Source organism: Cryobacterium lactosi (assembly GCF_004403945.1).
Taxonomy (GTDB): Bacteria; Actinomycetota; Actinomycetes; order Actinomycetales; family Microbacteriaceae; genus Cryobacterium; species Cryobacterium lactosi.
This window is the reverse complement of sequence record NZ_SOHM01000007.1, coordinates 185,606-199,668: the sequence shown is the minus strand read 5'-3', so window position 1 is coordinate 199,668 and position 14,063 is coordinate 185,606. Positions and strand designations below refer to the sequence as shown.

13 protein-coding genes are annotated in these 14,063 nt (G+C 68.7%); 12 read left to right on the top strand and 1 reads right to left on the bottom strand.

The window, feature by feature from the left end:
- Positions 1-116 precede the first annotated feature (116 nt).
- The 12 genes from E3T61_RS02890 (at position 117) to E3T61_RS02835 (ending at position 13,357) form a co-directional block, all read left to right on the top strand.
- Positions 117-1,454: a replication-associated recombination protein A gene (locus E3T61_RS02890; RefSeq protein WP_134639397.1), complete on the top strand. Its 1,338-nt coding sequence runs from the start codon at positions 117-119 to the stop codon at positions 1,452-1,454.
- Positions 1,455-1,699: 245 nt separating this feature from the next.
- Complete coding sequence (gene rpsD, locus E3T61_RS02885) at positions 1,700-2,329, top strand: 30S ribosomal protein S4 (protein WP_088456307.1); 630 nt, start codon at positions 1,700-1,702, stop codon at positions 2,327-2,329.
- A gap of 123 nt (positions 2,330-2,452) precedes the next feature.
- Positions 2,453-2,818, top strand: coding sequence for a DUF948 domain-containing protein (locus E3T61_RS02880; RefSeq protein WP_130179304.1), 366 nt, complete (start codon positions 2,453-2,455; stop codon positions 2,816-2,818).
- Positions 2,819-2,920: 102 nt separating this feature from the next.
- On the top strand, positions 2,921-3,142 hold the full coding sequence (locus E3T61_RS02875; protein ID WP_130179303.1) for a hypothetical protein: 222 nt from the start codon (positions 2,921-2,923) through the stop codon (positions 3,140-3,142).
- A 61-nt stretch (positions 3,143-3,203) separates the two neighbouring features.
- On the top strand, positions 3,204-5,858 hold the full coding sequence (gene alaS / locus E3T61_RS02870) for an alanine--tRNA ligase (protein ID WP_134639396.1): 2,655 nt from the start codon (positions 3,204-3,206) through the stop codon (positions 5,856-5,858).
- Between the two features lie 3 nt (positions 5,859-5,861).
- On the top strand, positions 5,862-6,359 hold the full coding sequence (gene ruvX / locus E3T61_RS02865) for a Holliday junction resolvase RuvX (protein WP_174776975.1): 498 nt from the start codon (positions 5,862-5,864) through the stop codon (positions 6,357-6,359).
- Between the two features lie 2 nt (positions 6,360-6,361).
- Positions 6,362-7,936 carry an endolytic transglycosylase MltG gene (gene mltG, locus E3T61_RS02860; RefSeq protein WP_134639395.1) on the top strand — a complete coding sequence of 525 codons (1,575 nt, stop codon included), beginning with the start codon at positions 6,362-6,364 and terminating at the stop codon, positions 7,934-7,936.
- Complete coding sequence (locus E3T61_RS02855) at positions 7,929-8,849, top strand: shikimate dehydrogenase family protein (RefSeq protein WP_134639394.1); 921 nt, start codon at positions 7,929-7,931, stop codon at positions 8,847-8,849. The genes mltG and E3T61_RS02855 overlap by 8 nt, the downstream gene beginning before the upstream one ends.
- A gap of 5 nt (positions 8,850-8,854) precedes the next feature.
- Positions 8,855-10,063: a chorismate synthase gene (gene aroC, locus E3T61_RS02850; RefSeq protein ID WP_134639393.1), complete on the top strand. Its 1,209-nt coding sequence runs from the start codon at positions 8,855-8,857 to the stop codon at positions 10,061-10,063.
- 9 nt (positions 10,064-10,072) lie between these two features.
- Positions 10,073-10,714, top strand: coding sequence for a shikimate kinase (locus E3T61_RS02845; RefSeq protein ID WP_241992354.1), 642 nt, complete (start codon positions 10,073-10,075; stop codon positions 10,712-10,714).
- Positions 10,715-10,719: 5 nt separating this feature from the next.
- The gene (aroB, locus tag E3T61_RS02840) at positions 10,720-11,805 is read left to right on the top strand and encodes a 3-dehydroquinate synthase (RefSeq protein WP_134639577.1); all 1,086 of its coding nucleotides are present in this window, start codon (positions 10,720-10,722) and stop codon (positions 11,803-11,805) included.
- A 280-nt stretch (positions 11,806-12,085) separates the two neighbouring features.
- Positions 12,086-13,357, top strand: coding sequence for a GAF domain-containing protein (locus tag E3T61_RS02835; RefSeq protein ID WP_241992353.1), 1,272 nt, complete (start codon positions 12,086-12,088; stop codon positions 13,355-13,357).
- 15 nt (positions 13,358-13,372) lie between these two features.
- On the opposite strand, the gene E3T61_RS02830 is transcribed toward E3T61_RS02835, so the two are convergent.
- Positions 13,373-14,059 (bottom strand): DUF6518 family protein, encoded by a 687-nt coding sequence (locus tag E3T61_RS02830; protein ID WP_134639391.1) that lies wholly within the window; start codon positions 14,057-14,059, stop codon positions 13,373-13,375.
- Positions 14,060-14,063: the final 4 nt, after the last annotated feature.

Sequence of the window (14,063 nt, the reverse complement as noted above, 5' to 3'; positions counted from 1 at the left end):
CCGCCAGCGGCGGGAAATCGGACTTGTCGGGCACCACGGCCCCGGTCACTGTGAACTCTACGCATGCGCGGGCAGCGGGGAAAATTGACGTCGGCGGCACAAACTACGCTGGAACCATGTCTACCGTCCAGCCAGGCCTCCGTACCGGTGCGACGCCGCTCGCGGTGCGCATGCGCCCCAAGAGCCTGGCCGAGGTCGCCGGCCAGCGTCACCTGCTGACCCCGGGGTCGCCGCTGGTCAGCCTCGCCAACGACAAGTCGGGAGAGCAGGGGTCGGTGTCGGTCATCCTCTGGGGCCCGCCGGGCACCGGCAAGACCACGCTGGCCCAGACCATCGCGCACAGTTCGGGGCGTCGGTTCGTCGAACTGTCCGCCGTGTCAGCCGGGGTGCGGGACGTGCGCCAGGTAATGGAAGAGGCCCGCACCAGTCGGGACCTCTACGGCCTGTCCACCGTGCTCTTCCTTGACGAGATCCACCGGTTCAGCAAGGCCCAACAGGACGCCCTGCTGCCAGGGGTGGAGAACGGGATCATCATCCTGGTCGCCGCGACGACCGAGAACCCGTCGTTCTCGGTGATCTCGCCGCTCTTGTCCAGGTCACTGCTGCTCACCCTGGAGACCCTCAGCGACGATGACCTCGGCATCGTCGTGGATCGCGCCGTCACCGACCCGCGGGGGCTGGCCGACAGGTTCGTGCTCGATCCCGAGGCCCGCGGGGCGATCATCCGGCTCGCTTCCGGCGACGCCCGGCGGGCGCTCACGGCGCTCGAAGCCGCGTCGGTCTCTGCCGCCACCACCGAGACGGCGGACGGCGAGTTGCCGGTCATCACCACGGAGATCGTTTCGCTCGCGGTCGACAGGGCGCTGCTTCGTTACGACCGTAACGGCGACGAGCACTACGACGTGATCAGTGCGTTCATCAAGTCGGTGCGCGGGTCCGACGTCGACGCTTCCCTGCACTATCTGGCCCGGATGATCGAAGCCGGGGAAGATCCCCGCTTCATCTGCCGGCGGATCATCGTGCTCGCCTCTGAGGACATCGGCATGGCCGACCCGCAGTCGCTGGTGATCGCGATCGCCGCCGCCGACGCCGTGCAGTACATCGGCATGCCTGAGGGCCGTATCCCGCTCGCGCAGGCCGTGGTGCACCTGGCCTGCGCGCCCAAGTCGAATGCCGCCTACATGGCACTGGACGCCGCCATCGCCGACGTGCGAAACGGCAACACCGGCCGGGTGCCCAAGCACTTGCGTGACGCGCACTACCCGGGGGCCAAACGGCTCGGTCACGGAAAGGGGTACAAGTACCCGCACGACGATGCCCTCGGCGTTCTCGCGCAGGATTACCTGCCCACCGAGCTTCGGGCCACCCGCTATTACCGGCCCACCGAGCACGGCAACGAGCGGGACGTGTCGGCGCGGCTGGCCAAGCTGCGCAAGATCGTGCACGGGGAGTAGAGGGAAGCAGCCCCGACCCGCCTGAAACGCCGGGTCCGCGCGGCCCGGCGTGTGTTATCCTTGACCTCGCCTACAACTGGTTTCGTCATGCGGCTGCGTACGAAACCTGAGTTGGAGTGGATTCGCCCTGTAGCCGGGCGGCCCGTGGCACCCACCCCTCTGATCTCCCATGACGTTCCGGTCTGCCCGCACGGGCTCGCCGGCCGCCCTGGTATCCAATTTCCAGTTCCATCCGAAAGGACACTGTGTCTACCAAGTCACGTACCCGCAGCAAGACCCGCCTCTCGCGGGCCCTGGGCATCGCCCTCACCCCGAAGGCCGCCAAGTACCTCGAGAAGCGTCCCTACGCTCCGGGTGAGCACGGCCGCACCAAGCGCAAGACCGATTCGGACTACGCCGTTCGTCTGCGCGAAAAGCAGCGCTTACGCGCCCAGTACGGCATCCGCGAAGCCCAGCTCAAGATCGCCTTCGAAGAAGCGCGTCGCCGCCAGGGCCTGACCGGTGAAAACCTCGTCGAGATCCTCGAGACCCGTCTCGACGCCCTCCTCGTGCGTTCGGCCATCGCCCGTACCACCGCCCAGGCCCGTCAGATGGTTGTGCACCGTCACATCCTCGTCGACGGCCAGCTGGTCGACCGTCCCTCCTTCCGCGTGAAGCCGGGTCAGCTCATCCACGTCAAGGCCAAGAGCGAGGGCACCGAGCCCTTCCAGGTTGCCGCGGCCGGCGGTCACGTCGACCTGCTGCCCAAGCTCCCGCCGTACCTCGAGGTCGAACTCGACAAGCTGCAGGCCCGCCTCGTGCGCGCCCCGAAGCGCATCGAGATCCCCGTGACCTGTGAAGTTCAGCTCGTCGTCGAGTACTACGCAGCACGCTAGTCTCTTCCGGCGCGGCACTCCGCACCGGAACTGAACTACGCTTGAGGGCGGATCACCTAGGTGATCCGCCCTTTTGGTCTTTGTGTTTGTCAGTTCCCCGCGACGTGAAATGGATGGTGCCGAATGACTGGTGGAGATATCGCCGGCCTGATTGCCGCTGGCGTGTTTGCCGTTCTGGTGGCATTCCTCGCGATCCCGTTGATCAAGCTTGGCCGGGTGTTCGACGAGACCACCCTGGCCATCCGCGACCTCAGCCAGAACGTCACCCCGCTTCTCGAGGAGACGACGAACACCGTCGCGCAGACCAACCATCAACTGGCCACGCTGGACACGATCACCACGAACGTGGCGGACGTCACCGGGAATGTGTCGGCCATGGTCGCCCTGGTCGCGGCCACCGTCGGCGGCCCGCTGATCAAGCTCGCCGGATTCTCCGCCGGCGTCAGGGCCGCCTTCAGGGCGACCAAGCCCCGTCGCGGTACGAAGTAAGTCCACTACGCTGGAAAACAGACTGTCATCGTCTCGGTCCCGCCCAACAGCGTGCGCCCAGGCCGGCAGCCACCCATTCCTCAACCTCAGGGAGCACATGCCATGAAGAACGTCATCTGGTTAGTCGTCGGCGTCGGAATCGGATTCGTTGCCGCCCACGAGGTGAACAAGACCCAGCAGGGCAAGCGATTCTTCACCGATCTCGACGCCAAGACGCGAGAGTTCGGCGAGGCTATCTCCGAGGGCTACCGCAAGCGCGAAGCCGAACTGCACGCCGCCCTCGGCGAGGCAGAAGAGACCATCGAAGAGCTGTCCAAGCCCTAACGCTTCCATCCCCACCGCTTCCCCCGGATCGGATATCCGATCCAGTAACAGTACGGACCCCATGCAGACTGCCGACATTCGCGGGCGCTGGCTCGACTTCTTCGCCGATCGTGGACACACCGTCGTCCCGTCGGCGTCGCTCGTCAGCGATGACCCCTCCCTCCTCTTCACCGTGGCCGGCATGGTGCCGTTCGTGCCCTACCTCACCGGTCTGGTGCCCGCCCCGTACCCCAGGGCCACCAGCGTGCAGAAGTGCATCCGCACCAACGACATCGAAGAGGTCGGCAAGACGCCGCGGCACGGCACCTTCTTCCAGATGAACGGCAACTTCTCCTTCGGCGACTACTTCAAGGAGCAGGCGATCAGTTACGCCTGGGAACTGCTCACCTCGAGTGAGGCGGACGGCGGCTACGGCTTCGCCGAGAAGGACCTCTGGGTCACCGTGTACGAGAACGACGACGAGGCGTTCGGGTACTGGCGTGCCCTCGGCCTGCCGGAGTACCGCATCCAGCGTCTGGGCATGGACACCAACTACTGGTCCACCGGCCAGCCCGGCCCCGCCGGACCGTGCAGCGAGATCTTCTTCGACCGCGGTCCCGCCTACGGCATCGAAGGGGGCCCGGCCACCGACGACGACCGCTACGTGGAGATCTGGAACCTCGTCTTCATGCAGTACCTCCGCGGCGAGGGCACCGGCAAGAACGACTTCCAGATCCTCGGCGACCTGCCCAAGAAGAACATCGACACCGGCATGGGCCTCGAGCGCGTCGCGTTCCTCAAGCAGGGCGTCGAGAACATGTACGAGATCGACCAGGTTCGCCCGGTCCTCGACAGGGCCGCCGCCCTCTCCGGCCGCCGGTACGGCGCCGTGCACGACGACGACGTGCGGATGCGCATCGTAGCCGACCACGTGCGCTCGTCCCTCATGCTCATGAGCGACGGCGTGATGCCGTCCAACGAGGGCCGTGGTTACATCCTGCGCCGTCTGATGCGCCGGAGCGTGCGCGCCATGCGCCTGCTCGGTGTGGACACGGCCTCGTTCACCGAGCTGTTCCCCGCCTCCCGCGACGCCATGAGCGCCGCGTACCCGGAGGTCGCCACCGACTTCGACCGGATCAGCCAGGCCGCGTACGCCGAGGAAGAAACGTTCCTGCGCACGCTCGCCAGCGGTTCGAGCGTGCTGGACCTCGCCGTGGCGAAGACCAAGAGCGCCCAGAAGGCCGAATTGCCCGGCGACACCGCGTTCCTGCTGCACGACACGTACGGCTTCCCCATCGAGATCACCCTCGAAATGGCCGAGGAAGCCGGCCTCAGCGTCAACCGTGAGGCCTTCGACACCCTGATGGCGAAGCAGCGTGCGATGGCCAAGGCCGACGCCAAGGCCAAGAAGACCCACCTGGCCGACCTCTCCGTGTACAGCGCTTTCCGCGCGCACGGCGAGACCGTGTTCACCGGGTACGACATGCTGCAGACCGAGTCCAGCATCCTGGGCCTGATCGTCGACGGCGCCTCGGTGAACCGTGCCGTCGCCGGCGACATCGCCGAGGTCATCCTCGCCGAGACCGCCCTGTACGCGGAGTCCGGCGGCCAGGAAGCCGACGCGGGCCTGATCGTGGGACCCGGCTACGAGCTCGAGGTGCTCGACGTGCAGAAGCCCGTCAAGGGCCTGATCAGCCACAAGGTGCAGGTCTCCAGCGGTGAGGTGGGCGTGGGCGACCCCGCCACCAGCGTCGTCGACCCCGACTGGCGCCGCGGCGCCCGCCAGGCGCACTCCGGCACGCACATCCTGCACGCAGCACTCCGCCAGGTGCTCGGCCCGAACGCGCACCAGTCCGGTTCCTACAACAAGGCGGGCTTCTTCAGGCTGGACTTCTCCTGGAACCAGGCTCTGTCGCCGGCCACGCGCAGCGAGATCGAGGAGATCTCCAACAACGCCATCCGAGACAACCTGCAAGTGACCACCCGTGAACTGCCGTTGGCCGAGGCCAAGGCGCTCGGCGCGATGGCTCTGTTCGGAGAGAAGTACGGCGAGACCGTGCGCGTCGTCGACATCGGCGGCCCCTGGTCGCGCGAACTCTGCGCAGGCACCCACGTGGCCTCCAGCGCAGAGATCGGCATGATCAACCTCGTCAGCGAAGCGTCGGTCGGCTCCACCAACCGCCGCGTCGAGTCCCTCGTCGGGCTCGAGGCGTTCCGCGACCTCGCCGCCGAACGGGCGATCGTGTCCCAGCTCACCAGCAACCTCAAGACTCCTCGCGAGCAGCTTCCGGCCAAGATCATGGACCTCATGCAGAGCCTGAAGGCCGCCGAGAAGAAGATCGCATCGTTCGAGGCCCGCGCCCTGAGCGACAGGGTGCCTGCCCTCGTCGCGCAGGCGAGCCGGATCGGCGAACTCACCGTGGTGGCCGAAGACCTCGGCACGCTCAACTCCGCCGACGAGGTGCGGATGCTCGTCACCGGCACCCGTGAGCGCCTCGGCAACGACCCCGCGGTCGTCGCCCTCGCCGCGCGGGTGGCCGACAAGCCCGTCGTGATCGTGGCCACCAACGCCGCGGCCCGGGATGCCGGTCAGAAGGCCGGCGCGCTGGCCAAGCAGCTCGCCGGGATCCTCGGCGGCGGTGGCGGTGGCAAGGACGACCTGGCCCAGGGCGGTGGCACCAAGGTGGAGCTCATCCCGGAGGCGCTCAGCACCCTGCGCACTCTGGTGGCCCGCTAACCCATGCGAACCGGCGTGCGCGTGGGGATCGATGTCGGCACGGTGCGGATCGGCGTCGCCCGCAGCGATTTCCACGGCATGCTGGCCACCCCGGTGGAGACGGTACCCAGGGAGACTGTGCCCCGGGACCGGCCCACGGGCCAGGCCGCACCGACGGACCTCAGCAGGATCGCCGCCATCGTGGCCGAACTGGATGCCGTCGAAGTGATCGTCGGGCTGCCGCTGGCGCTGTCGGGACGCCACACGGCGTCCACGGATGACGCGGTCACATTCGCGACCACCCTCGCCGGAGCCGTGCCGGTACCGGTGCGCCTCGTCGACGAGCGCCTGTCCACGGTGTCGGCTCAGGCCGCCCTGCGAACGGCCGGACGCAGCACCCGCACCCAGCGTCCAGTGGTCGATCAGGTGGCCGCGACTATCATTTTGCAGCACGCTCTCGATACCGAACGTGCCTCGGGCAAGCCAGCCGGCACGTCCGTCGACCAGACCGGAAGGCCGTAACCGTGGCGAAAAGTCCGCCGGAAAACCCCGACCCGAACGTGTCGGGTGACACTGGCGACGCGCCGCTGCCCTCCCGCCGGGCCCTCCGCGAGGCCCAGGCCGCCCGGGAAGCCGAGGCCTTGAAGGAGACTGTCGTCCCGGCCGCCCCAGCTCAGCCGGCGGGGGAGCCGCCGGCGCCCCTGTCGTACTGGTCGGCGCCGGTCGCCCCCGGATCTGCCTACCCGGCAGCGGCCGACGACGCGCCAGCCGGCGACGAGTCCAAGACGACCGCCGCCCCTGTTGACGCGGCACCGGCTTCTGCAGCCCCGACGCCCGCGGCGACGGAGCCGCCCGTCGACGCGCGCACGGCCGAGCAGAATCCCTTCGCCGGACTCGGGTTCGGCACCGTGCCGGAAGGAGAGGCCGCCGCAGGACCTGCGGGCACACCCGGCGGGCCCGTTCGCGCCGGACGACCCAACTCTCGTGCGAACCGTCGCGCCCAGCTCGCCGGGCACCCGGTCGTGGAGAAGAAGTCCCGCAAGGGCGCCTGGGGCTGCCTGGTGGTCGTCCTGGTGCTTCTCGGTCTGATGGGCGCCGCAGCCCTCGCCCTGCAGGGCCCGATCAGCCAGTTCGTCGCCGCGACCCAGCCTCCCGGAGACTACGAGGGGTCGGGCAGCGGTGAAGTGCTCGTCATGATCCACGACGGTGACACCGGCTCCGACATCGCGAACACCCTGGTGGCCCAGGACGTGGTGAAAAGCTACGACGCCTTCTACAAACTGCTCCTCGCCCAGGCGGCCGACCCGGTCTTCCAGCCCGGTGCCTACCTGCTCGCCTCGCAGATGAGCGCCCAGACCGCGCTCGATGCCCTGCAGGATCCCGAGACCCGCCAGGACCTCACCGTGGTGATCCCCGAGGGGACCGCGGCGGTGGACGTGCTGGCTTCGATCTCGGAGGGCACCGAGATCCCCTTGGCCGACTTGGAGGCCGCCGCGGCTGACCTGTCCGGATTCGGACTGCCGGCCGAGGCCACCAGCCTCGAGGGCTTCCTGTTCCCGGCCACCTACACGTTCCAGCCCGCCACCAGCGCGCACGACGCGATCAAGACCCTCGTCGACCGCCAGTTCGAGGCTCTGGACGCCGCGGGAGTCGCCCCTGCCGACCGATGGTCGACCATCGTGATGGCCTCGTTGGTCCAGCGGGAAGCGGGCCTCAGGGACGACTACTTCAAGGTCGCGCGGGTGTTCTACAACCGGCTCGACCCTGCCCAGTGGGAGAGCGGGCTGCTGCAATCCGACGCCACGGTGGCCTACGGGACCGGCAACACGCACCTTGTCACCACGACGGATGCCGAACGCGCCGACGCGAACAACGCCTACAACACCTACGTACACCCCGGTCTGCCGGTCGGTCCGATCAGCAACCCCGGCGATCTGGCGATCGACGCCGCCCTGCACCCCGCTGACGGAACCTGGCTATTCTTCGTCACGTGGAACCTTGATACCGGAGAGACCATTTTCTCGAGCACGGTGGAGGAACACGACGCCGGCGTCGCGAAGTGGCTGGACTGGATGGATGAACACCCCGAATATGGCTGATTCGAGAAACAGCTCATCGAACCCGGCGCCTCGCCGCCGGTTGGCCGTGCTCGGTTCGCCGATCGGCCATTCGCTGTCGCCCGTGCTGCACACAGCGGCGTACCGGGTCCTCGGCCTGGACTGGGAGTACACGGCCGTCGAGGTGGGCGAGGGGGAACTGGATGCGTTCCTCGACGCCCTCACCCCGGACTGGCTCGGCCTGTCGTTGACCATGCCGCTCAAACACGAGATTCAGCCCCGCCTGAACGACCTGGACCGTGTCGCGACTCTCACCAAGGCGGTGAACACCGTGCGGTTCGGCGACGCTCCCGCGGTGGGCGGGTCGATGCCGGTCGCTCGACGACCGCTGGCCGGCTTCAACACGGATGTGCCCGGCTTGGTCCGGGCTCTGGCCGAAGCCGGCATCGACCGGGCCGCACACGTCACCCTGCTCGGCGCCGGCGCGACGGCCGCATCTGCCCTCGTGGCGGCCGCCGATCTCGGTGCGGAAACCGTGGACATCATCGCCCGCACGCCCGAGCGGGCCGACCCGCTGGCAGAGCTCGGCCGCCGGCTCGGGCTCGTCGTCACGGTGTCCGGCCTGCCCGCCATGGCCGAGGCCGGCCGGATCAGCGACCTGGTGATCAGCACGCTCCCCGGCGACGCCGTCCTGCCGCACGAGTTCCCGGAAGCGCTCAGAGCCACCACCCTGCTCTTCGACGTGGGCTACGCGCCCTGGCCCACCGCCCTGGCCCGCTTCTGGGCGGCCGCCGGCGGAAGAAGCCGGTCCGGTCGAACGATGCTGCTGCACCAGGCCCTGGTGCAGATCCGGATCTTCCTCTTCAACGACCCGTTTCAGCCGCTTCCCGACGAGGATGCCGTGCTGGAGGCCATGCGTGACGCGTTGGACGACGGCCGCGCTGTGGAAGGATAGTACCCATGCTTCGTTGGCTCACCGCCGGAGAGTCCCACGGCCCCGAACTCCTCGCCATTGTCGAGGGTTTGCCCGCTGGGATCCCGGTCACACTAGATGCGATCCGCCTCGACCTTGCGCGCCGCAAACTCGGCTACGGCCGAGGTGCGCGGATGAAGTTCGAGCAGGACGAACTGAACATTTCCGGTGGTGTGCGCCACGGCGTCACCCTCGGCGGTCCCGTGGCTCTGCGGATCGGCAACACCGAATGGCCCAAATGGGCCGAGGTGATGAGTCCGGAACCCGTGGATCCCGCCCTGCTCACGCGCGGCCGGGGTGCGCCGCTGGTGCGCCCCCGTCCAGGGCACGCCGACCTGGTCGGGATGCAGAAGTACGACTTCGACGAGGCCCGCCCGGTCCTGGAGCGCGCCAGCGCCAGGGAGACCGCTGCCCGCGTCGCGCTCGGCGCCGTCGCCAGGGCCTTCCTCGCCGGCCTCGGCATCGAACTGGTCAGCCACACCCTCTCCATCGGCCCGGTTCGTGTGCCGGAGGGCTCGCCGCTGCCGCGCCCCGGCGACGTCGACGCTCTCGACGCCGACCCGCTGCGCTGCTTCGACGCCGCCACCAGCGCACTCATGGTCGCGGAGGTCGACGCCGCGCACAAGGACGGCGACACCTTGGGCGGCATCGTCGAGGTCCTCGCCTACAACCTCCCGCCCGGTCTCGGTTCGTTCGTGCACTGGGACCGTCGGCTGGACTCCCAGCTGGCCGCCGCATTGATGGGCATCCAGGCGATCAAGGGTGTCGAGGTCGGCGACGGTTTCCTCACCACCACTCGCCGCGGATCCCAGGCCCACGATGAACTCGTGCAGGTCGACGATGAGATCATGCGCGCCAGCGACAAGGCAGGCGGCACCGAGGGCGGAATGAGCACCGGCACCGTGCTGCGGGTACGCGCCGGCATGAAACCCATCGCCACCATCCCACGGGCCCTGCGCACCGTGGACATCACCACCAACGAGGCCGCGCCCGCCCACCACCAGCGTTCCGACGTCTGTGCGGTACCGGCAGCCGGCGTCGTCGCGGAGGCGATGGTGGCATTGGTCCTGGCCAACTCGGTGCTGGAGAAGTTCGGCGGCGACTCGCTGGGCGAAACCAAACGGAACCTGGATTCCTACCTCGCCAATATCCCGGCCAACCTGCGCAGCGGGGCGTCAAGCGACGCCACACTCTAGGTGCTGTTTTTGAGCCCGGACGCGTCCCGTCCGGCCGGCGGCTGGCCACCGGCCCAGCCCAAACCGGCGCAGGAGGCACCTGCGGCGCACGGTGCCGGCGCGGCGCCATCGGTTGAGGGAGACGCCGAACCCGTGCGGAACTCGTCTGCCCCGCTCTACCCGCTGGTCTTCATCGGCCCGATGGCGTCGGGCAAGTCCAAGATCGGTCGCCGCGTGGCCCGCACCCTCCGGATTCCGTTCATCGACACCGACACCGACATCGTCGCCGCCCACGGGCCGATCACCGAGATCTTCGCCTCCGCGGGCGAGGAACACTTCCGAACCCTCGAACGAGCCGCGGTCGCGGCGGCGTTGCACCGGCACCGCGCCGTCATATCGCTCGGCGGCGGAGCCGTGCTTGACCCGGCCACCCGCGCCGACCTGCGCCAGGCCACGGTGATCTCGCTGAGCACCACCGCTGAGGCCGTGCGGAACCGCACCAAGAACGCCAAACGCCCGCTGCTCGCGGCGGGCCCAGACGCCTGGCAGCGGATCTACGACGAGCGCCGCCCGCTGTACGAGGCGCTGGCCAGCATCCACTTCGATACGTCGACCAGGCCGGTCGATGCCATCGCCGCCGACATCGTGAAATGGGTAAGAGAACAATCGTGACCGACATGCACCCCGAAGAGACCACCACCACCATCACCGTGAGCGGTGTCGACAGTTACCCCGTCCTGATCGGGCGCGGCATCGTCGCCGACGTCGCCGAGCAACTCGGCGACACCGTGAAGAAGGTGCTCATCGTGCACACCTCGCACCTCGGCGCCCGCGCCGTCGCCTTGCGGGAGAGCCTGCTGGATCGCTACGAGGTGCTCATCGCCGAGGTCCCCGACGCGGAACCGGCCAAGCGAGTGGAGGTCGCCGCGTTCTGCTGGCAGGTGATGGGTCAGGCTGACTTCACCCGCACCGACGCCGTCATCGGTTTCGGCGGCGGTGCCGTGACCGACCTGGCCGGCTTCGTCGCGGCGACCTGGCTTCGCGGCGTGAAGCTCGTGCAGATCCCCACCAGCGTGCTCGGCATGGTCGACGCCGCCGTCGGCGGCAAGAACGGGATCAACACCGCCGAGGGCAAGAACCTCGTCGGCACCTTCTACGCTCCCGCCGCGGTCGTCTGTGACCTGGACATTCTCGCCGACCTGCCCCGCAACGAGATCCTCGCCGGCTTCGCCGAGATCGTGAAGGCCGGCTTCATCCAGATCCCCGAGATCCTCGACATCGTCGAGGCAGACGTCGCCGCCGTCACCGACCCGACCACGCCCGAGTTCCGTCGGGTGCTCGAACTGGCCATCGCCATGAAGGCCCGCGTCGTCGGCGCGGACTTCAAGGAGGCCGGCTTGCGCGAGATCCTCAACTACGGGCACACGCTCGGCCACGCCGTCGAGCACGCCGAACGCTACGGCTGGCGCCACGGCGCCGCCGTCGCCGTCGGCATGATGTTCGCCGCCGAGCTCGCCAGGCTCAGCGGCCGGCTCTCCGACGAGGCTGTCGACAGGCACCGCCGCATCCTGGAGTCACTCACCCTGCCCACGACCTACCCGGTGGGTCGCTGGCCCACGCTGCTGGCCACCATGCAGCGCGACAAGAAGACCCGCAGCGGCATGCTGCGCTTCATCGTGCTGGACGACATCGGCAAGCCAACTGTGCTCGAGGGCCCGGATGCGTCGCTCCTGTTCGCCGCGTACCAGGAGATCGGCGCCTAACCGGGTTCGACACCGACCGGCAGGTCTCCTTCGGCACCTTTTCTGGCTGACTGTGCCTAGAATGAAGCACCCGACCAGCCGTGACGCAGGTCGCCTACGACCAGCGTTGATCGGAGGTGTTGTGAGCAGCCAGTCGCCAGTAAGCCCGCGGACAGTAAGCCCGCGGACAGCGAGTCCGTGGACGGTAAGCCCGTCGAGCGCAGACTCACTCGACTCATCCCTCCGCCGGTTCTCCCGGCAGGAACGCCTGCATGAGGCCGTCATCGGGGACCGGACCGACTTGGGCTCCGGTGCCGTTCAGGCCGGGGTGCGCCGTCTGGTGCGGGAATCCTGGCAACGCTCGATCACGCTTCGGCTGGACCCGTTGACGGCGCAGGCCGCGCCGACGCTGAGCGCCGACGAGCTCGACGGGTTGCGCGCCAGCAATCCGCTGGCCGCCGTGCTGCCGGTGATCAACACCCTTCTGGTACGGCACGCGGCCGAATTCGGCTTGATCGTTGCCGTGGCCGACGAGTCCGGTCGGTTGCTGTGGATCGACGGTGACAGCTCAGTGCGCACCAGGGCAGAGGAGATGCACTTCGTCGTCGGCGCGGACTGGTCGGAGGCCAGGGTCGGCACGAGCGCGCCCGGCACCGCTCTGGCGCTCGACCATGGCATCCAGATTCAACGCGCCGAGCATTTCAGTCAACTCGCGCACCCGTTCAGTTGCACCGCAGTGCCTATCCACGACCCGGTCACCGGGGCGGTGCTTGGCGTCATCGACATCACCGGGGGAGACGCCGCCGTGGCGCCGCAGACGCTCCCGCTCGTGGAGGCGGCCGTCGCCGCGCTCGAAGCGGAGCTGCGCATCCAGAGCCTGAGCGCACCGCGGGCGCCATCGGCCAGGCCGTCGGGGTTCACTGCACCCGGGATCCTGCTGAGCGTGCTCGGCACCGAACACGGCGCCCTGCAGGGGGCGCCACCGGCCGGAACTCCCGGTGGTTTCGGCGCGCCGATACCCGGCACCCGGCAGAGCGTTGATCTCAGTCCCCGGCACGCCGAGATCCTGCTGCTGCTCGCCTGGCACCGGCAGGGCCTGTCCGCCGAGCGGCTCGCCGGACTGCTCAGCGACGAACCCGCGCACGCCGTGGAGAACCTGCGCGCCGAGCTGGTGCGGCTGCGCCGGGTGCTCACGCTCAGTCATCCGCAGCTCCGGATCGGCTCCCGCCCGTACCGGCTGGAGACCAGCGTCGACACGGATGCCGGCCGGGTACTTCGCCTGCTCGGCCGCGGTGCCCACAGGATGGCCCTGGCCGCGTATCGGGGATGCGTGTTGCCGGGTTCGACAGCGCCCGGTGTCGTGGAGATCCGTGCGGAGGTGAGCGCCCGCCTTCGCCAGACCCTGCTCAGCGACGCGTCAGTGGAGGTGTTGCTCGACTTCGCCCGCACCGAGGAGGCCACCTGGGACAGCGAGGTGTGGCGAGCCTGTCTGGAACTCTTGCCGGCCCGTTCGCCCCAGCGGGCCGCCGTGGTGGCGAGCCTGGCGCGCATCGAGGCGGAGCTGGGCGCGTAACCGACCGGGTCAACGTCAGTTCAGGACGAACAGGCAGACCGCCACAAAAGCGAGAGTGCCCGTCAGCCACACGCAGACCACCAGCGATATGGACCGGGGCGCCAACCGGGAGTGGATGATCGCCGCCACGAGGAAGACGCCCGACATCACGATCTCCAGCGACCAGTACACCGGGCTGGTGGTGTCCGCGATGGTGTTGAGGGCCCAAATACCCTCACCCAGAAGCACAGCGCACAAGGGGGTGACCGCCAGGGCCCGCCACAACGGCGGGGCGTACCGCACCAGACCGGCGGTGACGCCGAGAAGAGGACCAGCGGCCAGGCCCACAACGGTCCAGATGGAGGTGAACGGATCTCCGTCGTCGAAGCCTCGCCACTCGGTGACCACGCTGTACGACTCGACGAGCAGTTGGAACACCACCACGCCCAGGACCGCGGCGAGAAGCGGCCGGGCCCGGCCGAGCCAGACGATCAGGAAACTGAACATCGTCCAGCCGCCCACTGAGTTGCTGAGCGAGTGAATCCAGGGCGGCAGGTACTGCTGCGCGAAACTGGTCAGCCCGCCGATCAGCACCGCGCCGGCGAGAGCCACCAGTATCGCCCAGAGGGCAGACCGGCGGGTCTCGGCGTGCCACCACCCGCTGCGGAGGGCCGTCGGCTCGGTTGCCGGCTCGGTGGTGCGGGTGCTCTGCAGGGTTTCCATCTCA